Source organism: Paenibacillus sp. FJAT-27812 (assembly GCF_001273905.1).
Classification (GTDB): domain Bacteria; phylum Bacillota; class Bacilli; order Paenibacillales; family Paenibacillaceae; genus Pristimantibacillus.
In genome coordinates, this window is record NZ_LIGH01000001.1 from 3,849,130 (window position 1) to 3,874,232 (window position 25,103).

Annotated in this window: 26 protein-coding genes and 1 riboswitch; of the genes, 19 read left to right on the forward strand and 7 right to left on the reverse strand. The window is 48.2% G+C overall.

Going from position 1 to position 25,103, the window contains the following annotated elements; all coding sequences use genetic code 11:
• Both galE and ADU23_RS32805 read left to right on the forward strand, forming a co-directional pair.
• Nucleotides 1-1,068: a UDP-glucose 4-epimerase GalE gene (gene galE, locus ADU23_RS16255; protein ID WP_053374680.1), complete on the forward strand. Its 1,068-nt coding sequence runs from the start codon at nt 1-3 to the stop codon at nt 1,066-1,068.
• A 181-nt stretch (nt 1,069-1,249) separates the two neighbouring features.
• Nucleotides 1,250-1,331, forward strand: a riboswitch (cyclic di-GMP riboswitch).
• A 16-nt stretch (nt 1,332-1,347) separates the two neighbouring features.
• Entirely contained in the window at nt 1,348-1,509 is a 162-nt protein-coding gene (locus ADU23_RS32805) for an anti-repressor SinI family protein (RefSeq protein WP_231637417.1), read from the forward strand.
• Nucleotides 1,510-1,523: 14 nt separating this feature from the next.
• Here ADU23_RS32805 and ADU23_RS16260 read toward each other — a convergent pair whose 3' ends face one another.
• Nucleotides 1,524-1,856, reverse strand: coding sequence for a helix-turn-helix domain-containing protein (locus ADU23_RS16260; RefSeq protein WP_053374681.1), 333 nt, complete (start codon nt 1,854-1,856; stop codon nt 1,524-1,526).
• A gap of 411 nt (nt 1,857-2,267) precedes the next feature.
• Between ADU23_RS16260 and ADU23_RS16265 the strand changes: the two genes are divergently transcribed.
• The 7 genes from ADU23_RS16265 to ADU23_RS16290 all read left to right on the forward strand — a co-directional run bounded on the left by ADU23_RS16265 (nt 2,268) and on the right by ADU23_RS16290 (nt 8,845).
• A complete protein-coding gene (locus tag ADU23_RS16265; RefSeq protein ID WP_053374682.1) occupies nt 2,268-4,208 on the forward strand; it encodes a lasso peptide isopeptide bond-forming cyclase in 1,941 nt (646 codons plus the stop codon).
• Nucleotides 4,209-4,224: 16 nt separating this feature from the next.
• Nucleotides 4,225-4,368, forward strand: a complete 144-nt coding sequence (locus tag ADU23_RS32810) for a paeninodin family lasso peptide (protein ID WP_141680353.1) — start codon at nt 4,225-4,227, stop codon at nt 4,366-4,368.
• Nucleotides 4,369-4,465: 97 nt separating this feature from the next.
• Nucleotides 4,466-5,392, forward strand: a complete 927-nt coding sequence (locus ADU23_RS16270) for an aldolase (RefSeq protein ID WP_157265821.1) — start codon at nt 4,466-4,468, stop codon at nt 5,390-5,392.
• Nucleotides 5,393-5,395: 3 nt separating this feature from the next.
• Entirely contained in the window at nt 5,396-5,704 is a 309-nt protein-coding gene (locus ADU23_RS16275) for a lasso peptide biosynthesis PqqD family chaperone (RefSeq protein WP_053374684.1), read from the forward strand.
• A 15-nt stretch (nt 5,705-5,719) separates the two neighbouring features.
• Nucleotides 5,720-6,178, forward strand: coding sequence for a lasso peptide biosynthesis B2 protein (locus ADU23_RS16280; RefSeq protein ID WP_053374685.1), 459 nt, complete (start codon nt 5,720-5,722; stop codon nt 6,176-6,178).
• 20 nt (nt 6,179-6,198) lie between these two features.
• Nucleotides 6,199-8,004, forward strand: a complete 1,806-nt coding sequence (locus tag ADU23_RS16285) for an ABC transporter ATP-binding protein (protein WP_053374686.1) — start codon at nt 6,199-6,201, stop codon at nt 8,002-8,004.
• Between the two features lie 76 nt (nt 8,005-8,080).
• Complete coding sequence (locus tag ADU23_RS16290) at nt 8,081-8,845, forward strand: metallophosphoesterase (protein WP_053374687.1); 765 nt, start codon at nt 8,081-8,083, stop codon at nt 8,843-8,845.
• Nucleotides 8,846-8,859: 14 nt separating this feature from the next.
• Here ADU23_RS16290 and ADU23_RS16295 read toward each other — a convergent pair whose 3' ends face one another.
• Nucleotides 8,860-9,747 (reverse strand): helix-turn-helix transcriptional regulator, encoded by an 888-nt coding sequence (locus ADU23_RS16295; RefSeq protein ID WP_053374688.1) that lies wholly within the window; start codon nt 9,745-9,747, stop codon nt 8,860-8,862.
• A gap of 125 nt (nt 9,748-9,872) precedes the next feature.
• Here ADU23_RS16295 and ADU23_RS16300 point away from each other — a divergent pair, with 125 nt between their 5' ends.
• Together ADU23_RS16300 and ADU23_RS16305 are read left to right on the forward strand one after the other, a co-directional pair.
• A complete protein-coding gene (locus ADU23_RS16300; RefSeq protein ID WP_053374689.1) occupies nt 9,873-10,652 on the forward strand; it encodes a phytanoyl-CoA dioxygenase family protein in 780 nt (259 codons plus the stop codon).
• A gap of 375 nt (nt 10,653-11,027) precedes the next feature.
• Entirely contained in the window at nt 11,028-12,383 is a 1,356-nt protein-coding gene (locus ADU23_RS16305) for a dicarboxylate/amino acid:cation symporter (protein WP_053374690.1), read from the forward strand.
• Nucleotides 12,384-12,468: 85 nt separating this feature from the next.
• On the opposite strand, the gene ADU23_RS16310 is transcribed toward ADU23_RS16305, so the two are convergent.
• Nucleotides 12,469-12,747 (reverse strand): hypothetical protein, encoded by a 279-nt coding sequence (locus tag ADU23_RS16310; protein WP_053374691.1) that lies wholly within the window; start codon nt 12,745-12,747, stop codon nt 12,469-12,471.
• A gap of 51 nt (nt 12,748-12,798) precedes the next feature.
• Nucleotides 12,799-13,095 carry a DUF3055 domain-containing protein gene (locus ADU23_RS16315; protein ID WP_176707761.1) on the reverse strand — a complete coding sequence of 99 codons (297 nt, stop codon included), beginning with the start codon at nt 13,093-13,095 and terminating at the stop codon, nt 12,799-12,801.
• A gap of 220 nt (nt 13,096-13,315) precedes the next feature.
• Between ADU23_RS16315 and ADU23_RS16320 the strand changes: the two genes are divergently transcribed.
• The gene (locus tag ADU23_RS16320; RefSeq protein WP_053374692.1) at nt 13,316-14,314 is read left to right on the forward strand and encodes an HRDC domain-containing protein; all 999 of its coding nucleotides are present in this window, start codon (nt 13,316-13,318) and stop codon (nt 14,312-14,314) included.
• 49 nt (nt 14,315-14,363) lie between these two features.
• Here ADU23_RS16320 and ADU23_RS16325 read toward each other — a convergent pair whose 3' ends face one another.
• Nucleotides 14,364-15,374 carry a zinc dependent phospholipase C family protein gene (locus ADU23_RS16325; RefSeq protein ID WP_053374693.1) on the reverse strand — a complete coding sequence of 337 codons (1,011 nt, stop codon included), beginning with the start codon at nt 15,372-15,374 and terminating at the stop codon, nt 14,364-14,366.
• Nucleotides 15,375-15,542: 168 nt separating this feature from the next.
• Between ADU23_RS16325 and ADU23_RS16330 the strand changes: the two genes are divergently transcribed.
• The 6 genes from ADU23_RS16330 to ADU23_RS16355 all read left to right on the forward strand — a co-directional run bounded on the left by ADU23_RS16330 (nt 15,543) and on the right by ADU23_RS16355 (nt 21,775).
• A complete protein-coding gene (locus ADU23_RS16330; RefSeq protein ID WP_053374694.1) occupies nt 15,543-16,004 on the forward strand; it encodes a chemotaxis protein CheX in 462 nt (153 codons plus the stop codon).
• A 77-nt stretch (nt 16,005-16,081) separates the two neighbouring features.
• The gene (locus ADU23_RS16335) at nt 16,082-16,855 is read left to right on the forward strand and encodes an SDR family NAD(P)-dependent oxidoreductase (RefSeq protein WP_053374695.1); all 774 of its coding nucleotides are present in this window, start codon (nt 16,082-16,084) and stop codon (nt 16,853-16,855) included.
• A 26-nt stretch (nt 16,856-16,881) separates the two neighbouring features.
• Nucleotides 16,882-18,297 carry a DEAD/DEAH box helicase gene (locus ADU23_RS16340; protein WP_053374696.1) on the forward strand — a complete coding sequence of 472 codons (1,416 nt, stop codon included), beginning with the start codon at nt 16,882-16,884 and terminating at the stop codon, nt 18,295-18,297.
• A gap of 121 nt (nt 18,298-18,418) precedes the next feature.
• A complete protein-coding gene (locus tag ADU23_RS16345) occupies nt 18,419-19,663 on the forward strand; it encodes an S-layer homology domain-containing protein (RefSeq protein WP_053374697.1) in 1,245 nt (414 codons plus the stop codon).
• Nucleotides 19,664-19,778: 115 nt separating this feature from the next.
• Nucleotides 19,779-20,528, forward strand: a complete 750-nt coding sequence (locus ADU23_RS16350; protein WP_053374698.1) for an ABC transporter ATP-binding protein — start codon at nt 19,779-19,781, stop codon at nt 20,526-20,528.
• Entirely contained in the window at nt 20,528-21,775 is a 1,248-nt protein-coding gene (locus ADU23_RS16355; protein WP_053374699.1) for an ABC transporter permease, read from the forward strand. The genes ADU23_RS16350 and ADU23_RS16355 overlap by 1 nt, the downstream gene beginning before the upstream one ends.
• A 105-nt stretch (nt 21,776-21,880) precedes the next feature.
• On the opposite strand, the gene ADU23_RS16360 is transcribed toward ADU23_RS16355, so the two are convergent.
• The gene (locus ADU23_RS16360) at nt 21,881-23,185 is read right to left on the reverse strand and encodes an aminotransferase class I/II-fold pyridoxal phosphate-dependent enzyme (protein ID WP_053374700.1); all 1,305 of its coding nucleotides are present in this window, start codon (nt 23,183-23,185) and stop codon (nt 21,881-21,883) included.
• 207 nt (nt 23,186-23,392) lie between these two features.
• Between ADU23_RS16360 and ADU23_RS16365 the strand changes: the two genes are divergently transcribed.
• On the forward strand, nt 23,393-24,178 hold the full coding sequence (locus tag ADU23_RS16365; RefSeq protein WP_053374701.1) for a helix-turn-helix domain-containing protein: 786 nt from the start codon (nt 23,393-23,395) through the stop codon (nt 24,176-24,178).
• Between the two features lie 115 nt (nt 24,179-24,293).
• On the opposite strand, the gene asd is transcribed toward ADU23_RS16365, so the two are convergent.
• Complete coding sequence (asd, locus tag ADU23_RS16370) at nt 24,294-25,082, reverse strand: archaetidylserine decarboxylase (protein WP_053374702.1); 789 nt, start codon at nt 25,080-25,082, stop codon at nt 24,294-24,296.
• Nucleotides 25,083-25,103: the final 21 nt, after the last annotated feature.

The following is a 25,103-nucleotide window of genomic DNA, read 5'->3' on the forward strand; positions in this document are numbered from 1 at the left end:
ATGGCGATATTAATTACTGGCGGTGCAGGTTATATCGGGAGTCATACATGTGTGGAGCTTCTGGAAGCGGGATTTGAGGTCGTTATCGTCGATAATTTGTCCAACAGCAGCCATATTTCATTAAATCGAGTCGCAGAAATTACGAACAAAACGTTCACCTTCTACAAAATGGACCTTATGGACCGCAGCGGGTTGGAGAGCGTATTCGCTAGGCACTCCATTGAAGCCGTTATTCACTTTGCCGGCCTTAAGGCTGTCGGCGAATCGGTTCAATTGCCGCTCTCTTATTACCATACCAACATTACAAGCACTTTAATTTTATGTGAAGTCATGAAAAAATTCGGCGTGCATAAACTTGTATTTAGCTCCTCTGCAACGGTGTACGGCCGCCCGGAGCAGGTTCCGATTGCGGAAGGCTCTCCGCTTGGAGCGACGAATCCATACGGCAGGACGAAGCTTATGCTGGAGCAAATCTTGCAGGATTTAGCAGAGTCGAATGAGCAGTGGGGGATTTCGATCCTGCGATATTTTAATCCGATTGGCGCCCACGTTAGCGGAAGAATCGGCGAGAACCCGAATGGCATTCCAAACAATTTGATGCCTTACATTACACAGGTAGCTGTTGGGAAGCTTGCCCAAGTGAACGTTTTTGGCAATGATTACGCAACCGTAGACGGAACAGGCGTAAGGGATTATATTCATGTCGTCGATCTGGCACTCGGGCATGTGCAGGCTCTAAAAAAAGTCATGACAAAATCAGGAGTAGATATTTACAATCTTGGCACCGGCCGCGGCTACAGCGTGCTGGAGATGATCGCCGCATTTGAGAAGGCATCGGGGCGGAGCATTCCTTATGCAATCGTTGACCGCAGGCCGGGCGATATTGCGATTTGTTATGCGGACACGCATAAGGCAAATGAAGAGCTGGGCTGGGCTGCTGCGCGTGGAATTGAAGAGATGTGCAAAGACTCCTGGCGGTGGCAGTATGCGAATCCGGGCGGCTTCGAAGAAGAAACGTATCACGTATCCGAGCTTGAAGCATCCACGTACATTAAAGCGGCGCAATAGGGGGAAGCCTTTTCTAAGTTAGTTGATCAGACCTAACGGAGTCTAGTACATAAACTCTATAACCTTTAACATTGCTTAATTACATTCGACAAAAAATGTATTTATCTATCATTTTTGTAAGACATGAAGCGACAGCATGCGCAATATTGGTGATTTATAATACATCTATAAGTGAATGACAAGCATAGGGAGACGTTGAAATGCGTTTAGTATCTGGGCACCTTAAACGCATGGAGTCAGTGGTGCAACCGTCCCAAAATGAATGGGGGACATGGGAAAATGGTACTTATAAACTCAGATGACAATCAGGACTTGGATATGGAGTGGGTAGCATTAATCATGAATGCACGTTCTTTGGGGTTCAGCAAGGAAGATGTGCGGAAGGTTCTGCTATGCCTTGAGGAAAGCAAGAAGGATGATATGCAGGAAACTGCTGTATAAAAGCGGAAAAAGCGCTATTCGCGCTTAATTTTCCATTTATTGAATTCAAGAAACTCTTTAAACTGATCCTTGCTTACGCCAGAGGCCATTGCCTCTCTAACTAAGTCAGCCCATTCATTGTCAAGATGATCGGGCTTGCGATCAGTTTTTTCGTCGTTATTTAGAAATTCTTCAACGGTCACGTTTAATACCGCGCCTACCTTTTCGAGAAATTGAATCGAAGGATTTTGCTGGAGCCCTCGTTCAATGGAGCTTAAGTAAGATTTTGCGACGCCTGCCCGTTGGGATAACTCCGTTAGGGAAAGGCCTTTTCTCTTGCGCAGCATCTGAATACGTTCTCCGATCATAAGAAACTCCTCCGTTATCACATCGTTGTAGACCACTACTATTATAACGAAAAAATGTTAATTGCGAAAGCTAGTAAGCTTTAACATCATTTATTTTTTAATACCTTCAATAGTATCCGCTTATTATCGCTAATAAGTGGATATTTTTGGTTGAAAAACCGGCTCATTTTGTTCTATGAACAGCCATTTGCGGATCGGAAAAATGATTACGGTATAAATCGACAAGTTGTTTTTAATAAAGAACAAAAATGTAATATTTTTTGCAAGATACCGTAGAAAAATTGATTGACAAAGCCATTTATCAGGTGTAATATGCAAATATGTTCTTTATAAAGAACTGTTATTACATTAAATGATTTTCGAAAATTGTTCTTCATATCGAACGATTTCGATGTCTGGCCGGAGGAAACGATGAGCGCCATCGCAGGAGTTTTTCTAACTGATCAAGGAAGTCATGCATGGAAGCAAGGCGGCTCCTTAATGGAAGCTTTATCCCGTTACCCTTGTGATGCGGCTCAGGCCTGGCATGAGGAATCTATCTTTCTTGGCTGCCATAACCAGTGGATCACACCAGAGTCGGTCGGCGAGCGAAATCCGTATGCTGATTCCGAAAGAGGGCTGGTTATAACCGCGGACGCCATCATCGATAACCGGACAGAGCTGTTTAACCTGCTGCAGGTGGATCTGCACCGACGAAGCCAGATGACCGATAGCGAGCTGATATTGCTAGCTTACGATAAGTATGGCGATGATGTGCCTAAATATTTGGCTGGCGATTTTGCTTTTATGATTTGGGATATTCGCAACCGCAAGCTGTTTGGCGCTAGAGATTTCTCTGGAAGCCGTATGCTTTATTATCAGCGGAATGCTGAACGGTTTGCCTTTTGCTCAACGATAGAGCCGCTGCTTGCGCTTCCTGGAATGGAACGCACGCTGAATGAACATTGGCTTGCCGAGTTTCTAGCGATCGCTGGCATGGTAGACGCAGCAGACGCATCCGCAACGGTTTATCGCAATATCGAGCAGTTGCCTCCGTCTCACAGCATTACGATTCAAGACGGGCGGATAACGATAACGAGATATTATCAGTTTCCTGCGGATGAGCGGGTGCGATTTAAAACGGATGCTGAGTATGTTGAAGCGTTCCAAGAGGTGTTTGGGCAAGCGGTTGCCTCAAGGCTGCGGACGCATCGCCACGTTGGAGCACAGCTAAGCGGCGGATTGGATTCTGGTTCGATCGTAAGTTTTGCATCAAGGGCATTGCGACCGCAAAATAAAAAGCTGCATACGTTCAGCTACGTGCCAACATCTGATTTTATCGACTACACAGCAAAATATATGATGACAAATGAGAGGCCGCTTATCGAATCAACTGTCGAGCATGTCGGGGGGATCGAGGAGCACTACCTCGACTTTCAGGGAAGAGACTCCTACTCCGAGATCGACGGTTTTCTAGATATTATGGAAATGCCTTATAAGTTTTTTGAGAACTCCTTCTGGATGAGAGGCATGTTCGAGAAGGCACAGGAGCAGGGGGTAGGGGTGCTGCTTAATGGGGGCAGAGGCAATTTGTCGATCTCATGGGGATCTGCCATTCCTTATTACGCAACGCTGCTCAAAAAAATGAAATGGGTTAGGCTGCTTCGGGAAATGCGCCAGTACAGCCTCAATATCGGCTCTGGCCGGGCGCATGTGTTCTCAAATGTTAGCCGGGCGGCATTCCCGCTAATTGAACAATTGCGGCCATTGCAAAATACATACCATTATCCGATGATGATCCATCCCGATTTTGCAAGGAAAACGGATGTATTCAATCGGCTGGGCGAGCATGGCATCGATGAATCAGGCTGGTTCGCTGCAAGGGATGTGTATGAGGAAAGAAAAAGCCATTTCAATGAAGTATTTCATTGGAATGCAGGCAATACGCTCTCGGCAAAGCTGTCGCTCAGGCACGGCCTTTGGAAGCGCGACCCGACCAATGATATCAGGGTCATTCGCTTTTGCTTGTCGCTGCCGGAGGATCAATACGTTCAGGATGGGATGGACCGCGCTCTGATCAGACGTGCTACGGATAAGCTGCTGCCCGATGAGGTGAGGCTTAATCAGCGTATACGCGGGGTGCAAGGAGCGGATTGGGTTCATCGCATGCTGCCTAAATGGCAATCGTTTAAGGATGAGCTGCGGCAAATGAGCGAAGATCGCTTATTTATGGAGTTCGTTGATGGCAAGGTAATCCGTTCGGCGCTGTCGGGACTGGAGGAAGGCACTCAGTCTAGGCATGCGGCTGATCCGAATTATAGATTGTTAATGCGCAGCCTTATCGTTTTTCGTTTTCTAAAAAAATTCAATTGAAGGGAGGTGACAATATATGCAAACGAAAAAACAATGGAATAAACCTGAGCTAGAGGTCCTTCATGTACATATGACTGCGGCTTCCACGAAAAACGGTCCGTTCACAGATGAGGCTTACGTACCTGGCCAACATTCTGAAAAGCCACGTTTTACTAGCTAAGGCATTATGAATTCGATTGGTGAAGAAAGCCCTTGTACATAAGGTGTATAAGGGCTTTCTAGCTTTTTAACCAGAGATTGATGGAGTGAGGACATTGATGGCAACGAAGACAAAAATGGCATATCGCGCATTTGGGCTTACGATAGAAAGCGAGCTGGCCTTGCCGGAGCTGACCAAAGTGAGCGAGATCGGCGAGCGAACCGATGTGGAGATCATCGTCGATAGCTTTATTAAGGAAACGGTACCTTTCGAGCCCTACGACTTTGTTGTGGAGGAACGCAACGTATCGGTATATATGCCGGATGCTGGATTATTTCGAATAGAAGGCGGAAATAAGATCACGATTTCTCCTATCGTCGGAGCCGATGAGGATTTGATCCGGCTATACGTGCTTGGGACCTGTATCGGTGCGGTGCTTCTGCAGCGTGGCCTCTATCCTTTGCATGGGAGTGCCATTGCAATCAATGGTAAAGCTTATGCCTTTGTAGGTCATTCGGGAGCGGGGAAATCGACGTTAGCGTCGGCATTGATAAGCTGTGGTTATTCACTGCTCAGCGACGATGTCATCGCGGTTTCTTCACTTGCTTCGGATCAACCGCCGCTCGTTATACCGGCTTATCCGCAGCAGAAGCTCTGGCAGCAAAGCTTAGACGCTTTCGGCGTAAATAATGATGAGCTTCGAGCCATTTATGGGCGGGAAAATAAATATTGCATCCCGGTAGATTCCGACTTTTGCAGCAGCCCCATGCCGCTTGGCGGCGTGTTTGAGCTTGTGAAATCGGAGTCGGACGTTTCCGAGGTTGGCATTCATTTTATTCCGAAGCTGGAGCGGCTCGATATTTTATTCCGGCATACCTATAGGCAGTTTTTGGTGCAAAAGATGGATCTTACGCGGTGGCATTTTACAAATTCCGCTTCGCTTGCTGCTAAACTCCCTATTTATCGATTGGAAAGGCCGCAGACAGGCTTTACGGCACCGCAGCTCACCCAGCTCATATTAAAAACCATATCCGCGGAGGAATAATACATGACAAAAAACCACGCCATTACCATTCAAGCTTTATTTCTGGAGCAGCTCGTCGTTCAAGACGAGAACAATATCGTAAGCGATATGGGCGGTGAGAAGGTCATCTTGAGCATTGAGAATGGAAAATATTATAATCTTGGCGTAATGGGGAGCCAAATTTGGGATTTGCTTAAGGTGCCGGTAACGATATCGCAAGTAATTGAAGCATTGCTTGAGCAATTCGAAGTAGCAAGGGAAGTATGCGAGGAGCAAGTGGTGTCCTTTCTGTCTCACCTGCTGGAAGAGCGACTTATTCATATAAAAGAATAGATATGCGGTGAGCCTATGGGAAAGATGATGAGATTGAGAGCGCTGCTTACTTTGGATGTTAAGACTCTTCTTCTATTAATTGAAGCAACCCTTCTCCTCGGCTGGGCTAGAATACGAATTATGCACCAGCCCTTCTCGAAGATTGCGCCAACCTTGGGGCAATATATGAAAGAAACGGGGAGCGAGACATCGGCCGAGCACAGGCGATCCCTTGTTCATATCCGCCACGCCATTCATATTGCGAGCAGCCATACGCCTTGGGAGAGCAAATGCTTGGCTCGGGCGCTGGCCGGCATGAAAATGCTGGAGAGGCGCGGCATCAGCAGTACGTTATATCTTGGAACGGCGAAGGACGAGGCAGGAAAAATGATTGCCCACGCCTGGCTGCGAAGCGGCTCCTTGTACGTGACAGGGGCGGAAGAGATGGACCGGTTTGCGGTTACGGGCATATTTGCCAAAGTCGTCCATTATTAAATACGGAAAGTGATGAAGCGATGAATCATCTATTATATTTTACTAGAAAGCTGCATGCCTACGGCGGAAAAGTGCTCTACATCAATCTTGTCGGGATGATGCTAGTTGGTATTCTCGATGGCGCAGGCATTTTATTGTTAGCTCCATTGCTTAGTGTAATTGGCATTGTAGATATTCCGCTGGCTTCAATCCCCGGTCTTCAATTGTTATCAACGCTGCAGGACCTTCCTAAAGAAAGAGCGCTGCTCATTATTTTAGCCTTATTCATTTTGCTTGTTGCGGCACAAGGCATTATTGGGCGTAATTTAAGTTTAAGGGAAATCAGAATCCATACAGGTTTCGTCAATCAAATACGATTAGAAATTTACAAGGCGCTGCTGCAAGCGAATTGGGGCTTCTTTATGAAAAGACGGAAGACGGATCTCATTAATTCGTTAACCGGCGAGCTTGCTCGCGTCACGAACGGAGCGTTTCTTTTTTTACAGTTGATCGCTTCGGTCGCCTTTACGATTATTCAAATTGGATTAGCTTTACTCTTATCGGTCAAAATGACCTTGTTCGTTTTATGCTGCGGACTCGCTGTGGCATTCCTCTCCAGAAGATTTATCAAGCAATCCAGAGTAATAGGCTCGGTCACGACCGAACTGGCACAAAACTATTTATCGGGCATTACGGATCACTTTAACGGCATGAAGGATATTAAAAGCAATCTGCTTGAATCGTCCCGCTACCGCTGGCTGCTGGATTGGTCCGATAAGATCGCGCATGAACGGTATGAAAATTCGAAGGTGCGAAGTAATTCGCAGCTCCTTTACAAGCTGTTTTCAGCTATAATGATCGCTGCTTTTGTATTTGGATCCGTCTTATTATTTGAGAATCAAGGCGGCTATTTGCTGCTGATTATGGTTATTTTCTCGCGGCTATGGCCTCGTTTCACGGGCATTCAAGCAAACATGGAGCAAATCGCCTCCTCCTTGCCAGCCTTTAAAGCATTAATGGAGCTTCAGGAGGATTGCAACGCTGCCAAGGAATTGATGGATGTGGATGAGCTGGGTGGCGAGCATATTATGCCGCTAAAGCTGGAGCAGCAATTGGAATGCCGGCAGGTATACTTCCGTTATGATCAGAGGCAGCACACCTTCACGCTCGAAGCGATTAATTTGCGAATTGAAGCAAATAGCATGACCGCGATCGTAGGGCAATCCGGTGCCGGCAAAAGCACGTTGGTCGACTTGATGATGGGCTTGATAAAGCCCGAGCTCGGCCAAGTGCTCGTAGACGGCAAGGGGCTTACGGATGCAGCCTTATTGTCGATTAGAAGATCGATCAGTTACGTTCCGCAGGAGCCGTTTCTCTTCCACGGAACCATCAGAGATAATTTGCTGATGATTGATCCGCAAGCGAGTGAGGCCCAAATGTGGGAAGCGATGGAGTTCTCCTCAGCCGCTGAGTTTGTTCATATGCTTCCGCAAGGTCTAAACACGCTTATCGGCGATCGCGGCATTCGTCTATCTGGAGGCGAGCGTCAGAGGCTTGTTTTGGCTAGAGCGATTTTAAGAAAGCCGTCCATCCTCATCCTCGATGAAGCGACCAGCGCGCTTGACAGCTTAAATGAAGCCAAGATTCAAGAGGCAATTGAGCGGTTAAAGGGGAGAATGACGGTCATCGTCATTGCGCACCGGCTGACGACGATTCGCAATGCGGATCAGGTTATCGTGCTCGATAATGGAAAAATCGTGCAGGCCGGCCATTTCATGATGCTCGCAGAGGACAAGAAGGGACTGTTCAGCAGCTTGCTAGGCAATCAGCTCCAAGTAGCTTTATAGCCTCATCTTTACTATACTAATAAAATAGCTCGAAAAAATAGGAGCAAAAGCAGAATCACCGATTAGGAGGGCGCAATTGGCTATTATACTAACATTGGCAGCATTCGTGCTTCTCTTATACCTGCTCTTCATCTTCCCAACCCAGTGGCTCAAAATCGAAAAGGTCAGCCACCCCATCGGCATCAACAAGCGCATAGTGCAAATTAGCGATTTGCACGTAGACAGGCTGCGTATAAGCGCGAAGCGTATTCGGCAAGAAATCGAGGCGGCTAAGCCGGATTATATTTTTCTGACAGGTGATTACACGTACAAGGAACGTTTTCTTCCGCGCGCGGGTTATTATCTTAAAGTGATTGCGGACTGCGGCATTCCCGTCTATGCGGTGCTGGGCAATCACGATTATGAGCTCCCGCGCCTAAAAAGGCTGCTTGATCTGTTTCAGGCGCATGGCATTCCCGTGCTTCGCAATGAGAACATCACGCTTGATGATTTTCAGCTTGTCGGCATCGATGACGATTGTACGCATCATAGCCGCGTTCGCCCCTCTTTCAAAGGGATCGAAGACAGCAAGCCAATAATAGTAATCACACATGACCCGAATGTGCTTCTTTCCATTAAGCGCCCCTATGATTATTTGATGGCCGGTCATCTGCATGGCAAGCAGCTGAACGTGCCGTTCTTTTTTGCGTTCAAGCCAAAAGGCCCGCTTTCCGTCCAAGGAATATACAAAGGGCTGCATAAGAATGAAAACGGCGCCTTCTATATTTCCAAAGGGATCGGTCAAGCGGGCGTAAATGCACGTTTTATGGTTCGAAGCGAAATAACGATTCATGATCTGTAAGCAGCCAATCGCGGCTAATCGAGTCCGGTATTTTTTCGGCTTGCCACGCGGAAGGCAGCCGGAGGAATACCTTTGGCCTCGGAGAAGCTTCTTGAGAAATAATGAACGGATGAGAATCCGCATTGCTCGGCAATCGTTTTGATAGGCACTGCGGATTGCGAGAGCAGTTGCTCGGCGGCGCGTATCCGCTCATGCCGCACGAGCATGGAGAATGATTCATGCACGCTCTGCGAGAACAGCCTGGACAAGTGTCGTTCCGATACATTTATATAACGGGCAACCTCCGAGAGCGTTAAGCTTYCCCCAAGGTTATCGCGAATATACAGCTTTGCTCTGTTTATGAGGATAGCTGCGTTTGAAGCCGGCAATATCGTTTCCGCGCTTCGATTTTTCCCTCCGACGATTGTAGGAAAAGTAAGGATAAGGGCATGCGAAAGCTGCTGCAGCAAAGCGATCGGCACCGCGAAGCATTCTTCGCTCGGAACGAGCAGGGAACGCCAAATCTCGGCAGTCGGCGAATGCTGCTGGTTCTCCATCCAAATAGGTCCGGTATTTAGAGCATGATTATAAAAGTCGAATTCATCAGGCTTCGAGAGCTTCTCGTCCAGCTCAAAGGCGGCATACAATAAATCCAGTTGATCCACATTGCGAATTTGATGACGGATATTCGGACGCGAGCAAAAAAGAACGCCTTCATGCAAAGGGTAAGTGACATTGCCCTCCTCATAAAACCCAGTTCCCCCAGCAACGTAACAGACCTCAAAAAAAGAATGCTTATGTACAGCATTAGTAGCTAGATTTTGAACAGCCCCCCAGTAATAAACATGGATGGTCAAGCTCTCACCTTGCAGCAAGCGAGCGTAACGATTAAGGCGCTCTTCGCTTTTTGGCCAATTGTACATATGAACCATCAGCTCCTGTGGCGTAATAGTGCAAAAACTTGTCTTCGGCAGGCAAATACGAAATCACTATGTCCTATCTATAATTAAAACATATTCAAATTAATTATATGATAAGGAGAATGAACATGATCGTCAATGAGGATGTGCAATTTTACAAAGAAAATGGCTATTTGCTGGTGAGAGGCGTATTTAACGAGCAAGAGGTGCTGGAAATGAGAGCTGCGGTTGAGCGGATCATCCAGCGGGCGGCAATTGCCCAGGGCGAGCAAAACCATGCATGGCAAGGTGACTTCCTGCCGCCCGACCAGCTTAAGAAGCTTGTCCTAAAAGGATTCCATGACGTGCATTATCATGATGCGGCTTTCACTCGGGCAGTCGTACATCCGAATATGGTAGCGGCACTGAATGGAATCATCGGTCCTAACGTACAGCTCCACCATTCTAAAATGCTTGTAAAGCCGCCAGCTAACGGCGCAGCATTTCCGATGCACCAGGATTACCCCTACTTCCCGCATCGCGATCACTCCATGCTGGCTGCCAGCGTTCATCTGGATGATGCGGACGAGGAGAACGGCTGCTTAGCTGTCATTCCAGGCTCTCACTTGCAAGGACCGCTGCCGCATGTGGGCAAGCATTACCTGAATCATAAGGAGCATCCGATATCCTCTGGCACACCTTGCCCGGCAAAAGCAGGGGATGTACTCTTTTTCAACTATTTGACCATCCATGGTTCAGACGTCAACCGAAGCGAAAGAACGCGCAGAAACGTACTGTTCCAATACCGGGATGCAGCGGATGTTCCGACGGATAACGTTCATTTCGATTGGGGCATGGGCTTGATGGTGAGCGGAGAGAACAAAGATTTCAATAACGTTAAGCCGAATTATAAAATTGTGGAAGCTTAATAAGGAAGCGCGAATCATTGTTTAATAGTACTGCCGAAACGGAGGTATCCTAATTTTTAGGATTACCTCTTTTTTTTATTTCATGAGCTGAAGAAGCGATTGCAGCGTACAGAAAGAGAAATGGTCAGGGCAGGAGAAGTAAAGAATAGATTAGATTTGGCGGAGTATAATTATAGAATCTCGAAGTATTTGAAATAAATAGGAATATTCCAATGATTGTTAAGGAAAAAATCATATTGACACCTAATAATTAACGGTGATATATTGTTTCAAGTAAAGCGCAGTAAATTCATCGGAATTATATTTTTACTAATTTCAACGTTCATTTGTGCTATACAATTATATGATACAGACAGAGAGGATGGTTGTTGTTTTATGGAAAATAACTTATTAACAGCGATTGAAAACAACTGGATTACGTTGGTTGTTTCCGCAGTGCTGCTTGGCGGCCTTTACTTCTTGGCGAAGAAGCGGGTGGGCTTTGGAACACGGGTGCTGGTCGCGCTGGGCCTTGGCCTTGTTGCAGGCATCATTTTTAACAACTTTAAGCTGGACACTGAGGGCGTAGGCACGATCGGCTCCATCTATATCAATCTTATTCGGATGATCGTTATTCCACTCGTTTTTGTTCTTGTAATCAACAGTATCATCTCGATTACGAATATAGAGTTTTTACGCAAGCTTAGCGTGAAGACGATCGGTTGGTTTTTAGCGACAACTGGGGTAGCGGCTATTATCGGACTTCTAGTCGCATCGGCAATTAACCCAGGGGCTGGCTTTGAATTAACGAAGCCAGAAAATTTTGAAGCTCGCGAGGTACCTAGCTTCTTCAAAGTTATATTGGATCAAGTGCCTTCCAACCCGATCAGCGATGCTGCGGACGGCAAAGTAGTGCCTATCCTTATTTTTGCCTTATTCATTGCGATTGCCATTGTTAAAGTAGGAGCAAAAAATCCGGATTCGGTTCAGCCGTTTAAAGCGTTCATCCAATCCGCGACTGTCATTATGCACCAAGTGGTTAAATTCGTTCTTCGCTTCACGCCATATGGCGTATACGCATTGATCGCGGTTATGGCAGCAAGATATGGCTGGGAGACGCTGCAGCCGCTTGCGATGTTAATAGCGGTAAGCTATATCGCGCTTATTCTTCATTTTGTATTCGTATTCGGCGGCCTAGTGTCGTTCGTCGCGAAAGTTAATCCTTTGAAATTTTTCAAAAAAGCTTATCCGACTGTAGCGGTAGCTTTTACGACGCGCAGCAGCTTTGCTACGCTTCCGATCAATCTTGAAGTTATTACGAAACGTCTTCGCGTATCGCCAAAAATCGCCAGCTTCGTTGCTCCGCTGGGTGCGACAATGAACTTTAACGGCTGCGGCGGCGTATGGCCGGCTGTCGTATCGGTATTCGTCTCTCAAGTATACGGCATTTCGCTTTCTGCAACGGATTATGTGCTTATCGTTCTCGTGAGCATTATCTCTTCGATCGGTGTAGCAGGCGTTCCAGGACCAGCTTCAATCTCTACAACAGTTGTACTTACTGCGGTTGGGCTTCCGCTTGAAGGTATCGCGCTTGTAGTAGCGGTAGAATCGCTGATCGATATGGGCCGTACAGCAGTTAATGCAACGGGTACTACGGTAACGGCGCTGCTTGTTGCGAACTCCGAAGGTGAATTCGATCGCGAAGCGTTTAATCGCGGCGATGAGGATGACCTAGAGCTTAACCCTGCATAATAAGTATAAAAAAATAAACAGGTCGGAGCAGAATATGCTTCGACCTGTTTTTGTATGCTGCGTGCTAAACTAAACGCTTGCTTGATTACGGTTCGTCATGCACCTCTGGAAAAGTATGACCGTACTCGTCTTCTCCTGGATAGTCGCGCGGCAAATCCTCGTGAAGCGCTCGATTTTCATAGTCGAAGCGGTTTGATGGCCGCTGGTCAATTCGCCATGGTGTGCTTTTGCCTAGTGATTCCATCCGCAGGTCAGAGCCATAAGGACCATCCGGGAACTCCTCCGGTATTAGATCGTTACGCTGCGATTCTACTGTCGATACATCTGTATACGGCTGGCGATTCTCATGAATAAACCGATCCATCAGTAAACTCCTCCTGAAATGGTATTGTATTACCATTTCAGTGTACCCTGATTAATCGGTAAAATGCACCGTTCCTACAACAAAGTACAAGAACTGAGCAAGCTCGGCGGCTTCTTCCTCCGTCAGCTTAAACGTGAATTCCAAATAACCTTCCTCTTCCAGGTCATCCGGGCCGATAATCGCGGTTTTGCCGAACTGCAAATCGGTTACCAGCTTCTTGCCGTAGAAGCGGCTCGTGGACGTGATGGCAAGATCAAAACGCTTTAAGCTTGGACCGATAAACGTTACATAACGTGTAGATGTATCCTCGGTCGAATCGGACATAAAATCAAAATCTGGCAACAGCATGTTGTATAGCCTCCACTCCATTATTACAATCATTATACAACAACAAAATGCTTGTAATAAAGAAATCATTATGATAGCATGAAAGCAATCGAATCATTGAACGTGAGAGGAAGCACCTCCTTTGCCTTAGGCAGAGGAGGTGCTTTTTTTTGTTTTCTGGCAGTCTCTCTGCCGTTCAATTCATTCGCAATTATCTATTTATTGGAGGATTGAGGTAACCATGCAAATCGTTTTTATGAATACGTTCGAGAAGCCAAGCGATGATCATCAGGTCGTAAGCGCGCAGCTGTCAATCTGCGAGCGTCAGGGCGAATGGGCTGTGCTGTGGGTTGAGGGAGAAGCAAGTAGCGGAAACCCGCAAACCTGGTTTGAAGGGATATCATGGGAGGAAATGATGGTTTCCTTTCGGCATGGCATTGCAAAGGTGATGGGAGAGGGCTTTGTACCAATCATAGACGGTATGCTGGATGATCGCCGTACAACGCCGGGAAGCCTCGGGATGATGCTGCAATGCTATGGCGAGCTGCATGCGAGCGAGGAGCTCTTCGGCGCGCTGAGAGAGTGGCGCCGAACCAAAGCGGCGGCAGAGAAACGCTCGGCCTATCTTATCGCAACCAATAGAATTTTGTGGATGATTAGCGCCTTTGTACCGAAGACAGCGGAAGAGCTTGCCCAAATTCCCGGGTGGGGAAGCACGAAGCACGCCTCCTATGGTCTAGAAGTGTTGGAGATAACGGCACAAGCAAACCGTGAAACGGAATTTCCGCTCCAATGGGTAGTGGATAAGCTGGATTCGGCCGCGTACACCCAGTGGCTCTATAAACAAAAGAAAACCAAATATAAAGCTCAGATGGATCGCCATGCAGCCAAAAAACATATTTTAACGACGGTGCAGGAGGGCGGCTCGCTCGAGCAGCTAGGCGCCGAGCTTGCGCTTTCAAGGCGCGAGCTGATGGACCGGATCGAGCAGCTTGAGCTGGAAGGCTATAATGTTGATCCACTCATTGCAAGGGAGTTGATTGATGTGCCTGAAGATGAGCAGCAGCTCGTATGGGCAGCGCTAATCGATGTGGGGGATAAGTATTTAAAGCCGGTGCTTCAGCAGGTATACGGTTCATCGGATGCTTCCCAGCTAAACAAGCCTGTAGATGTTTTGTATGAACGACTGCGCTTGATCAGGCTTCGTTATCGCAGAAGCCTGACAAGCAAAGCCGTATAGTTCTGCTTTATTAAGTAAGCTGAAGATGGGCAGCCGAAGGCTCCTCTTGTTAAGGAGCCCTCGTAATGCCTGGCTGGTCAGCCCATACCGTATTTGCAAAGCCGATGGCAGCTCCTGAATCGCAGTTTAAGCCGGTTTCGTAGGAGCGGTTGCCAATTAAAGCTATGGCCGCCTCACGCAGCTGCCGGACATGGATGCGATCCTCTTTCGTATGTTGAGGCCTCTCGTGGGCCCTTAGCCATATGAGGATAGCGCCTAAGACCTCAAGCGCGTCTGACAAAGCATTGTCCCATAACGTCCAGACGCTTTGATCGTGATAGGTGCTGCCGTCAACTGGATCTAGCCATGGCTGCTCTGCTTCATTTAACACATCAAAGGGCAGCGGGCCTCTTTTATACACAAAGGGCTCCATTTGTCCGAAGGTCAGCCTGCGGCGAATGCCGGTCGGATCATGGAATAATCGCTGCGCTTTCGTAAAATCACGGTTTGCTTGGTTCCAATCCTCACGGCGAATATGCGGAGCAAGCTCTGCGTAATACGCCGCAACAATGGATTCGAAAGCGTCTACAATTGGCGGGGGAAAGGCACCTTTCGTATCGATATGCTTCCAAACGGCATTTTTCCACGTTTCAACGCCCCACAGCTTCTTGGCAATTACAGTGTCCATCATAATTTCAAACCGCTGATGATCCCACTTGCGAAACCCGGATTTGCTGAATACATACGGATGCAGGTTCCGATCTAGAATATGATGCAAAACAAAACCAAGCGTATATAAGATGGAGGAATCAGGACGTTTAGGGCAGGCCGGCCGGCCGTTGACACAGTCGAGCATTTCTACGAGGACAGGCCCGCAATTCCGGTTATGCATCTCAGTTCCCAGACGGTTAAGGGCTAAACTGCGCTGCCACGGGAAAAAACGGTGATAAAATAAAAAATCAGGACCTTGGCAGCCCATATTAAATATATTTTTTTGCTCATCGGTTTGCAGAAGCGCGCTTTCTCCAAGCTTTTCAAACACTAGCTGTCCAAAAATAAAATGAGCCCATACGTTAGGCATAGAAGAGCCACCTCCATTCCTACCATCATTCTACAATTTTCAATAAAAAATTATAGTTCTTTAGTTGTATATTATTCATTTATAGTATACTTGTCCTAGTGAATTAAGTATAATATAAATTAAACAAGACAAAGCGCGAATTTTGTCGAAAAGGAGCGTATCTTCATTATGAAGGCAGAGTACATTAACCCGTTTCTTGAATCCGCAAAAATCGTGATTGAGCAAGTCGTTCAAATACGTCCTGCGACCGGAGAGCTAGGTCTTAAGGATATCAAGTTTGTAGAGAACTATATTTGGATTCAAATTGGACTCAACGGACAGATGAACGGTGACATTGTATTCGGGCTTAGCGAAGAAGTAGCTATGAAAATGGTTTCTGCGATGATGGGCGGATACGTTATCTCTGAAATCGACGAAATTGTGAAGAGTGCTATTTCTGAGCTTGGCAATATGATTAGCGGAAATGCCAGCACGATGCTGTTTAACCAAGGCGTTAGAGTTGATATTACGCCGCCGAAGGTTATCCAGTCTGCTCAATCAGCGGGCTTTAGCGCACAAAAGGCGCTGACGATTCCGCTCATTATGGAAGGTATCGGAGAACTTGACATCCAAGTTTTAATCGCATCTTAGCACAGGAATGGCTCCTTAGGGAGCTTTTTTTGCGTCTGTAATACCAATCAAGTAAACTTGTAAATGGGTGATGTTGGATGTTAAAAGACAAAGTGATTTTTATCTCCGGAGCTTCAAGCGGAATCGGGGCGCTTACGGCAATAAGACTTGCTGAGCGCGGCGCAATCCCTGTGCTGACAGGACGCAACGTCGATAAGCTTAAAGAAATCTCCGGCGCCATTAAAGGCAAGCATTCATACTTTCAAATGGATGTTACCGATAATGAGCAGGTGAAGCAAACGGTAGAAGCCGTCATTGCGAAATACGGTAAAATAGATGTGTTGCTGAACAATGCAGGGTACGGGCAATTCGAGTATTTTATGAGCATGAATGTGGAAAGCTTTGAGCAAATGATGGATACGAACTATATGGGAATTGTTCGCTGCACGAAGGCTGTCATCCCCCATATGGTGAAGCAGGGCGGCGGACAAATTGTGAATATTGCTTCCCTCGCTGGAAAGATAGGCACCGCAAAGTCAACCAGCTATACCGCTACGAAACATGCTGTGCTTGGCTTTACGAATTCGCTCCGAATGGAGCTTCGCGAGCATGGGATACAGGTGTCAGCAGTTAATCCGGGGCCGATCGATACTCCTTTTTTCTCGCTGGCTGATCCTTCCGGCTCTTACGTAAAAAATGTGAATTGGTTTATGATGAAGCCAGAGTACGTTGTCAAACGAATCATTCGTTTGATTGAGCGGAGGAAAGCTGAGCTGGACCTGCCCAAAACAGCTTCTATTGGTATAAAGCTATATCAATTGCTGCCGCGGACGATCGACCTGTTGTTCGGCGGATTGATCAATCGAAAATAAAGGCTTGAATGAGAGAGGATTAAAGAATGAGTAAGTATACTTGGAATGAAATAGGCATTAATGAGCTGCTCGCGGATAAGCTGGCGGCAAACGGAATCGTCGAGCCAACCGACGTACAAGCGGAGACGATACCGATTCTACTAGGCGGAAGCAATGTGTCAGCAAGATCGCAGACGGGTACCGGCAAGACGCTGGCTTATTTGCTGCCGCTGCTTCAAAAGCTGAATTCGCATTCGAACGCGATACAGGCAATTATTTTGGCGCCGACACAAGAGCTGGCTATGCAAATCGTACGCGTTGCGGAGGCTTATGCCGAGCCGATCAACATACGTGTTCAGCAGTTGATCGGAGGGGCGGCCCTAAAGCGCCAAGTGGAGAAGCTTAAGCTTCGCCCGCAGCTCGTTATCGGAACGCCGGGACGCATTCATGAGCTGCTTAAGCTGCGCAAGCTTCGATTGAATGATGTCAATAACGTCGTTATTGATGAAGCGGATCAGGTGTTCCAGCTCGGCTCGACGAAAGAGGTCGAAATAATTTTGCATAGCGTGGGCAAAGATCGGCAGATCGCGTTTTTCTCCGCGACGTATCCCGATCAGATGGCACGCTTTGAAGGACGCTGGATGAAAAATCCGGAGCGCATCCAAATTACGCCGGAGCACCGCGTCTCGCAGACGATTGACAATTATTTTATCGTCAGCGACAAACGGGACAAGACCGATACGGCACGGCGGCTCGTGCGCTTGCTGAATCCGGCTTCTGCGCTGCTATTCCTAAATGATACGGATAACATCTCGAACTGGGAGTCGAAGCTTAGCTACGAGGGCTTCACCGTGGAAGCTCTGTATGGCGATGCAGATAAGCAGCGCCGCGCTGCGACGCTAGCGCGGTTTCGCGATGGGCGCTGCCAGCTGCTGCTCGCGACCGATGTTGCCGCGCGCGGACTGGATATTGAAGGACTGACGCTAGTCATTCAACTTGATCCGGCGGCGGATGCCGACCATTATGTGCACCGTGCGGGACGTACCGGACGGATGGGGCGAGCGGGAACGGTCGTATCCATCGTGACGCCGCAGGAGCTGTTTATTATGGAGAAATTCCGTAAGCAGCTCGGCATCGATTTGTCGGAGCGGACGATGTTCAGAGGAAAGCTGCTGACAGCGGAAGAGCTGAGAGAGGCTACGCGCCCATTCGCGGCTCATCATGAAGCGAAGCTGGCGGAACGTTCGGACGTGCAGCAGGCGAAACGGTCGATTGAGCGCAAGGAAGCTCCGGGTACAGCGAAGGAAGCAAGGCCCGAGGCTGCAATCAAGGGCGCCGCTGCTCCAAAACCGAAGCCGGCAGCCAAGCCGGCTCCCAAAAAAGTAGAGCGCAAGCGCGAAGGCAAGAACAAGGGCGCGCCTAAATGGTTGAAAGCGAAACGCGAAGCCGAGAAGGAACAATAAAATAAAATAAAATTATTTTGACAGCCACCCTCTTAAATCGATCAGCCTCACCCGAAACGTATGGGCGAAGGTAAAAAATGCGGCAAAACCCGCTAATCGAAAAAGGAGTGTGGCTTTCTTAATGAAACAAACAATGTGGAAAAAGACAGCAATTTCCTCGCTTGCGCTGCTAATGCTTGCAGGCGGAGCAACGTCAGCTTTTGCAGATGGCGGTAAAGGTAAAGGACATGACGGAGATCGTGATGATGATAAAGGCCGTCATGAGGACAAGCAGGATAAGAACGATAAGAAAGATAAAGATGGCGACTATAAAGTTACATGGAATTTCAAAGATGAGAATGATTTGAAATGGGCTATGGAATACATCATGCGCCTTGCATCGAAGGGTGTATTCACAGGCTACGAGGACGGCACGTTTAAGCCGAATCAAAAGATTAGCCGCATCGAAACGTTGACTGCAGCCGTCAGATTGATGGGTCTTCGCGCTCAAGCGGAGTCGGCCGAAGAGATGAAAACGGATTTGCAATTCAAGGATGCTAACAAAATCAAAAGCAAATATCCTTGGGCTGTCGGCTACGTAGCTGTCGCGCTTGAAAATGACTTGTTCTCGGAAACGGAAACGGAAGTAAATCCGGAGGCGAATGCAACAAGACTATGGTCGACCATCCTACTAGTTAAAGCGCTTAAACTGGAAGACGAGGCCAAAGCTCTCAATAATACGAAGCTTGACTTCAAGGATGCTAAGGAGATTCCTGCCGGATCTGTCGGTTATGTTGCCCTTGCCCTTAAGAAAGGGATTATTACCGGCTATGATGACAAGCATGGCAAAACATTCCGTCCAAATCAACCGGTTAGCCGCGCAGAGCTCGCCGCGCTGCTTGATCGTACGGATACCGAAATGCCGGATCACGACGCGCAAGCGATCACAGGCAAGCTGAAGGCAGCGCCTGCAAATGGCAGCCTGACGGTAGTAAAAGCGGATAACTCGGAAACGGCATTGGCGATTGATTCGAATGTATTCATTTTCCGCGATGATAAGAAAGCGCCACTCAGCGCACTGCGCGCAGGCGATGAGGTGCTTGTCCGTACGTATCTGAATAAAGTGGTATTCATTGAGGTTACGAAATCGGCCCCTGTCGTTTCTTCATTCTCGGAGCTTGGGTATATTGGTTCGGTTACGTTCAACTCGCAAGCCAAACTGTCGACGATCTCGATTTCCCGAGTTGAAAATTCACAAACCGTTGTCTTCATTTATAACGTTGATTCAAACGTTGCGATTTCCGGTGACGCTTCGCTGCTTAAGGCTGGACAGCTTGTTCAGGTGAAGGGCGATAATAATACGGCAAAATCGATTGAAATCAAATAGTTATAAAATTAAGGAGGCATCACCCGTTGGGGTGATGCCTTTTTTTTGATATTAGGCGAATTATTCGGTATGCTGTTTACTAGTTAAAACAAATTGTGATGCTGAAGGTGATAGGATGGAACCTATTTTACAGGTAAATGGCTTAACAGGCGGCTATAGCCCCAAAAGACCTGTGCTGCATGATATCTCCTTTGAGGTGAAGGCTGGAGAAATGGTAGGCCTTATCGGCCTGAACGGCGCAGGCAAGAGTACGACGATCAAGCATATACTAGGCTTAATGAAGCCGCAGATCGGCGAGGTAAAGGTTGATGGCGTTACGCTGGAGCAAGAAACGGAGCGCTACCGCAGCGCATTTGCTTATGTGCCGGAGACGCCGGTGCTGTTCGATGAGCTGACGGTAGAGGAGCATTTGCGCCTGACCGGCATGGCATATAGCGTGCAGGACAAGCACTATGAGGCACGGGAAGACGAGCTGCTGAACCAGTTTCAGATGATGCCTAAGCGCAAAGCGTTTGCCTCCCACTTATCCAAAGGAATGAAGCAGAAGGTTATGATCATGAACGCGCTGCTGGCTGAGCCGCCTCTGTACATCATCGACGAGCCGTTTCTTGGGCTTGATCCGCTTGGCATTCGCTCCCTGCTTGAGCGGCTGGTCGAGGTGAAGCGCAAAGGGGCCGCTATTTTAATGAGCTCGCATATTTTGGCTACAGTCGAAACGTATTGCGATCGGTTTATCGTCATGCATCACGGCAAAATTGTCGCCTTAGGCACGCTCGAGGACGTCAGGCAAGCTGCAGGGATGGATCTGCGCGGCGGTTCTTTGGAGGATGCCTTCTATAAGCTTGTTACTGGGGGCCAAGCCTAATGACTGCTGAACCTAAGCTTGAGACGATGTGGCTTCAAAGGGCAAAGGCGTTCCGCGAGGAAACGCTGCCTTATTTTCGCTATATGGGGCAAAGCGGCTTTCCGGCATTTATGTCCTTGATCGTGATCTCATCGATTCTTGGCTATATCAACTTGATTCACCATATGCCAGCGAGCTTTCCCATCGCAACAGTCGGCGTTATCGCTTTGACGCTTGTCCTGTGCTGGAGTCCGCTTCGAACTTGGCTTGCACTTGGGGACACCGTATTTTTAATGCCGCGCGAAGCGAATATGGGAGGTTACTTAAGACGGTCGTTCCGCTATACAACAAGGGCATGTTTCGTACTCGCTGCACTCGTGTTTCTTCTTTACATGCCGATTTATAATCAAGGTGCTGCCGTTAGCGGGGGATGGCTGCTTGCAGTAGCAGCAGCGGCGCTTAAAGCTGGAAATGTGTGGGGCGCATGGAAAGAGCGCCAGATGACTTGGCCGAGCATGAGACGTCTTATGCGTCTGCTGCGCTGGCTGGCGACAGCTGCCATTCTTACGGCGTGGCTCACTTGCCTGGTATGGCAAGCCGTGTTGTTTTCCTTGCTCGTAGTTGTTTTTTTTGGCTTGCTTTACCGTCTTCCAAGCAAGCATCGTTTTCCTTGGGAGAGGCTGATTGATGAGGAAGCACGGACGCGCAGGCGCTATTATGTTTTTTTTGGACTATTCATAGACGTACCGACCCTTCCATCGAGCATTGCCAAAAGATCCTATTTAACTTGGGTGCTTCGGCTAATTCCCTATTCGAGCCGGAATACGTTTGTTTATCTCTATACGGCATCCATGCTAAGGACGGAAATGGGCGGCATTATTTTGCGGCTGCTCTTTCTCGGCTGCTTGATCATTTATTGGTTTGCCGAGGCGGTGTCGCTGTCCGGGTACGGCGCTGTCATCACCTTTGTTATTTTTATGGGATTAATCGCCGTTCAACTAGGCGGGCTGCGCCATATCCATCGACACTCGGTTTGGAAGCATGTATATCCTCTGCCGGAAAAGCAGCGAATCGAGCAATATTTGAAGGTTGACCGAATGGTCATGCTGATTTGTGCGGCGCTGCTCTGGCTATTTGTCGCTCTGCCGTTAGCCTTATCGGGGGTTTATGCTCCTTCGCTGGTTGCGGCGGCAGCAGCGCTCCTGTATTTGGTTATTCGGCCAGGTCGGCTGCGCAGGAAGCTCAGCTTGGATGAGGATGAGGATTAACAAAAAAAAGAACCCCCTAAGGAGCGTCGTCAGTTAGACATGCTGCTTAGGGGGTTTTTCGATGTTCGGATTCTGCAATGGCCGCTAGTGTGCGGCGTTTGCTTATTATACGTTTTGAGCGATCAATTCATTAACAGCTTTGAAGATCGTATCGAACAGCTCTTCGAGGTTTTCTTCCTCGATGCAGGAGAAGGCAACGCGCAGGTCGGTCTCGCCTAGAGCGATCGTACCGATGCCATATTCGTTCAACAAACGGACACGTACCGCTTCAGCCGTTACTTGGCTCAGCTTGAGGCACATAAAGTAACCGGAGTTGAATGGATAATAGCCCCATACATCGCCGTATCGGCCGCTGTCGAGCAACGATTTGACCCGGTTGGCACGGCGCTTCATGATCTCGTATTTTTCTGCTTTTTGAGCTTCGAACTCAGGCGATTTCAAAGCGTGCAATACGAACGTTTGCGACGGATGAGGGCCGCTGGAGATCGTAGCGCGAATGATGCCGGTCGTTTTTTGCTCTAGCGCAGCTAAAACGGATGCCGAAGCTGAAGCGTAAGTGATGAAGCCCACGCGGAAGCCCCATACGTATTCTTCTTTTGTTGCGCCGTCTACTTTAACTGCAAGGACGCGCGGGTGAAGGTCGGCAAGCTTGGAGAACAGAGACTCCTGCAAGGAATCCTCGAAGAACAAACCAAAATAAGCATCGTCGGTTACGGCTACAACATTGATTCCTGCTTCCGCGGCATCACGGATCGCAGCGATAATCTCGTCGCCTTCCGTAGGTCCTGGCGTGTAGCCCGTAGGGTTGTTCGGGAAATTCAGCACGACGATCGCTTTCCCTTTATCCTTCTGAGCAAGCAATGCCTCGCGCAAGCCAGCGCTGTTGAAGCGGGTTTGATCATTATAGAGCGGGTATTCTACGATTTCGGCACCGCGGCGGATACCAAATGTCAGCTCGTAGTTTTCCCAGTTTTTATTTGGAATGACAACAGCATCGCCAGCATCTGCGAACAAATCGGCTACAATGCTAAGGCCATGCGTCAGTGCGTTCGTAACTACAGGATTGCCGAAACCTTTTGATTCAAGGGAAGGATTATCCTTAATCATCTTCGTACGCCAAGCAGCGCGAAGCTCGGGCTTCCCGCCTGGCGGCGCATATTCATATATATCTTTCGGATTGTAGGCAGAGAGCGTATCCTGGATGACCTTAAGGTGCATCGGCTGTCCGCCTTCTGTTGCAATACCGATCGTAGCGTTAAATTTAGTTGCTTTCGTCTTCGCTTCGGCGGACTGACTGAGTATGCCCTCTTTTGGAAAATAAATCGCTTTGCCTAAGGTTGACAACATCGCATAGACGTTCGGACTCTCCGATTGCAACGTCTCGTTTAACTGCTGAGCAAGTGGGTTCATGGACTTTATTCCATCCTTCCGAAATCATTCATTTGAAATGAGTATAATCAGGCGTTAGCCGTTTACGCTTGTCGGGTGCTATTATAACATTTTTTTAAAGCTGCAAACCATTCTCAAACCAAAATTTTTCGTAATTTTTGGGCAGCTTGTACAAAAGTTTGGTGCTGTTGTATGATAACGGCATAGATTAGCACAGGAGGTTGCTCTATGCTGCACATTTCGCCTGAATCGTTCATCCTGTTACCTGCGTTTGCAAAAATCGTATGCGAGCCGGGTTGGAGATGGGCGAGACGCGAGAAGCCGATGGCCAATTTTGATTTATTTTACGTATGGAGCGGCGAAGGGGAAGTAGAAGTCAATGGCACCCTCTATCAGGTAGGACCGGGGAGCTGTTTCCTGTTCAGGCCAAACGATTACACAAGCGCTACCCATAATCCGCAGAAGCCGCTCGTATTATCCTACATTCATTTTGCCATTAACGAAACGATCGATGCCGTACCGAATCGGTACAGGCAATTAAGCGATACTGTCGATTTCGAATATATGCTTTCCCGTTATGTAAGGCTGTTCCTTGTACAGACTTATGCGGCGGAGGAAGAGGCGCAGCTTGTTCTCAAGCAGCTGATGATTCATTTGCTCAGAGAGGACAAGCAGCTGCCGGTTGAGAAGAAGGCAAGCAATCAGCTCACGGAAGCCATTCACGAGGTGGCTAACTTTGTTCGGCAAAACCCGAGCATCGCCCACCGGGTAGAGGATCTTGCGATGCGCGCGCAGCTTTCGCCAAGGTATTTTTCGATGAAGTTCAAGGAGCTGATCGGGATGTCGGTGCAAACGTATATGATTCGTACAAGAATCGAGCGGGCGCAGCATTTGCTCATGCATGCTGGGATGAATGTGACAGAGGTAGCGGATGCGCTTGGCTATCGCGATATTTTTTTCTTCAGCCGTCAATTCAAGCAGTATACGGGACGCAGCCCGTCAGAAATTCGGTAAGTAATGAAGAATGCGCTGCTGCTCATCTGATGTTCGCGCGCAAAAGAGGCTGTCTTTCAAGGTCAATGACCTCGGAAGACAGCCTCTTTATTTGCGTTCAACGCGCTTGCGTATGCTAATTGTCTTGAAGGGCCCCCAGGCGCTCGCCCATTCGAACCTTCATCCCTAACAGGCCGTTATCGCGCGGGGTAAACGTTCCATCCTCCAGCAGCAGCACGACGGTAGAGCCAAATTCGAAATAGGCCAGCTCCTCGCCCTTGGCCATTTCGGGTCTCAACGGCTGTACGTATTGAATGCTGCTCACATTCATGGCTCCTACTTTGACGACAGCCGTCTCTCCAGCAGAATGCTGCATGTACGTAATCAGCCGCTCGTTGCGGCTTAGCACTCTGCGCATATGCCGCAGCCCAAAGTCATTTACGGGATACACTCTGCCGAGAACATGCTCGCGCTCCACAATCCGCCCGCTGACAGGGGTGTGAATGCGGTGATAATCCGTCGGACTTAAATAGAGGACGATATAATAGCCATTCATATAATTAGCCGTTCGCGGGGAACGGTTAAGAAGCTCTTCGATCGTATAGTCCTGACCTTTGACGTTGACGATTGTACCGCTGCTTATCGGCCCTGCTCCCGTGATAAGAGCATCAACGGGACTTACGAGCGAGTCAATGCCCTCGTGAATCTCGCGAAGCCCAGGCTTCAACCGCCGAGTGAAAAATTCATTTAATGTCATATATTGGGATAGAGGTTTTTCTGCTTCCTCGATCTTAATGCCGTATGTCTTAGCGAACCGGGAAATAAAAGGGCGGCTGGCAGCCGATTGCGCGAATCTTCCGGTTAAGCTGGATATCCATTTGCGCGAACTTAATTCTGTCATCGAACGAAGCAGCCATTTTGTCATACGTGAACCGTCACGTCCTTT

Excerpts from the sequence above, each read along its gene's own strand:
- ADU23_RS16300 (WP_053374689.1), top strand. The coding sequence starts at position 9,873 with ATGATCGTCAATGAGGATGTGCAATTTTACAAAGAAAATGGCTATTTG.
- ADU23_RS16345 (WP_053374697.1), top strand. The coding sequence starts at position 18,419 with ATGAAACAAACAATGTGGAAAAAGACAGCAATTTCCTCGCTTGCGCTG.
- ADU23_RS16335 (WP_053374695.1), top strand. The coding sequence starts at position 16,082 with ATGTTAAAAGACAAAGTGATTTTTATCTCCGGAGCTTCAAGCGGAATC.
- ADU23_RS16360 (WP_053374700.1), bottom strand. The coding sequence starts at position 23,185 with ATGAACCCACTTGCTCAGCAGTTAAACGAGACGTTGCAATCGGAGAGT.
- ADU23_RS16350 (WP_053374698.1), top strand. The coding sequence starts at position 19,779 with ATGGAACCTATTTTACAGGTAAATGGCTTAACAGGCGGCTATAGCCCC.
- ADU23_RS16280 (WP_053374685.1), top strand. The coding sequence starts at position 5,720 with ATGGGAAAGATGATGAGATTGAGAGCGCTGCTTACTTTGGATGTTAAG.
- ADU23_RS16285 (WP_053374686.1), top strand. The coding sequence starts at position 6,199 with ATGAATCATCTATTATATTTTACTAGAAAGCTGCATGCCTACGGCGGA.
- ADU23_RS32810 (WP_141680353.1), top strand. The coding sequence starts at position 4,225 with ATGCAAACGAAAAAACAATGGAATAAACCTGAGCTAGAGGTCCTTCAT.
- ADU23_RS16305 (WP_053374690.1), top strand. The coding sequence starts at position 11,028 with ATGGAAAATAACTTATTAACAGCGATTGAAAACAACTGGATTACGTTG.
- galE (WP_053374680.1), top strand. The coding sequence starts at position 1 with ATGGCGATATTAATTACTGGCGGTGCAGGTTATATCGGGAGTCATACA.
- ADU23_RS16355 (WP_053374699.1), top strand. The coding sequence starts at position 20,528 with ATGACTGCTGAACCTAAGCTTGAGACGATGTGGCTTCAAAGGGCAAAG.
- ADU23_RS16265 (WP_053374682.1), top strand. The coding sequence starts at position 2,268 with ATGAGCGCCATCGCAGGAGTTTTTCTAACTGATCAAGGAAGTCATGCA.
- ADU23_RS16320 (WP_053374692.1), top strand. The coding sequence starts at position 13,316 with ATGCAAATCGTTTTTATGAATACGTTCGAGAAGCCAAGCGATGATCAT.
- ADU23_RS16340 (WP_053374696.1), top strand. The coding sequence starts at position 16,882 with ATGAGTAAGTATACTTGGAATGAAATAGGCATTAATGAGCTGCTCGCG.
- ADU23_RS16310 (WP_053374691.1), bottom strand. The coding sequence starts at position 12,747 with ATGGATCGGTTTATTCATGAGAATCGCCAGCCGTATACAGATGTATCG.
- ADU23_RS16275 (WP_053374684.1), top strand. The coding sequence starts at position 5,396 with ATGACAAAAAACCACGCCATTACCATTCAAGCTTTATTTCTGGAGCAG.
- ADU23_RS16315 (WP_176707761.1), bottom strand. The coding sequence starts at position 13,095 with ATGCTGTTGCCAGATTTTGATTTTATGTCCGATTCGACCGAGGATACA.
- ADU23_RS16260 (WP_053374681.1), bottom strand. The coding sequence starts at position 1,856 with ATGATCGGAGAACGTATTCAGATGCTGCGCAAGAGAAAAGGCCTTTCC.
- ADU23_RS16270 (WP_157265821.1), top strand. The coding sequence starts at position 4,466 with ATGGCAACGAAGACAAAAATGGCATATCGCGCATTTGGGCTTACGATA.
- ADU23_RS16365 (WP_053374701.1), top strand. The coding sequence starts at position 23,393 with ATGCTGCACATTTCGCCTGAATCGTTCATCCTGTTACCTGCGTTTGCA.
- ADU23_RS16325 (WP_053374693.1), bottom strand. The coding sequence starts at position 15,374 with ATGCCTAACGTATGGGCTCATTTTATTTTTGGACAGCTAGTGTTTGAA.
- ADU23_RS32805 (WP_231637417.1), top strand. The coding sequence starts at position 1,348 with ATGGTACTTATAAACTCAGATGACAATCAGGACTTGGATATGGAGTGG.
- asd (WP_053374702.1), bottom strand. The coding sequence starts at position 25,082 with ATGACAAAATGGCTGCTTCGTTCGATGACAGAATTAAGTTCGCGCAAA.
- ADU23_RS16330 (WP_053374694.1), top strand. The coding sequence starts at position 15,543 with ATGAAGGCAGAGTACATTAACCCGTTTCTTGAATCCGCAAAAATCGTG.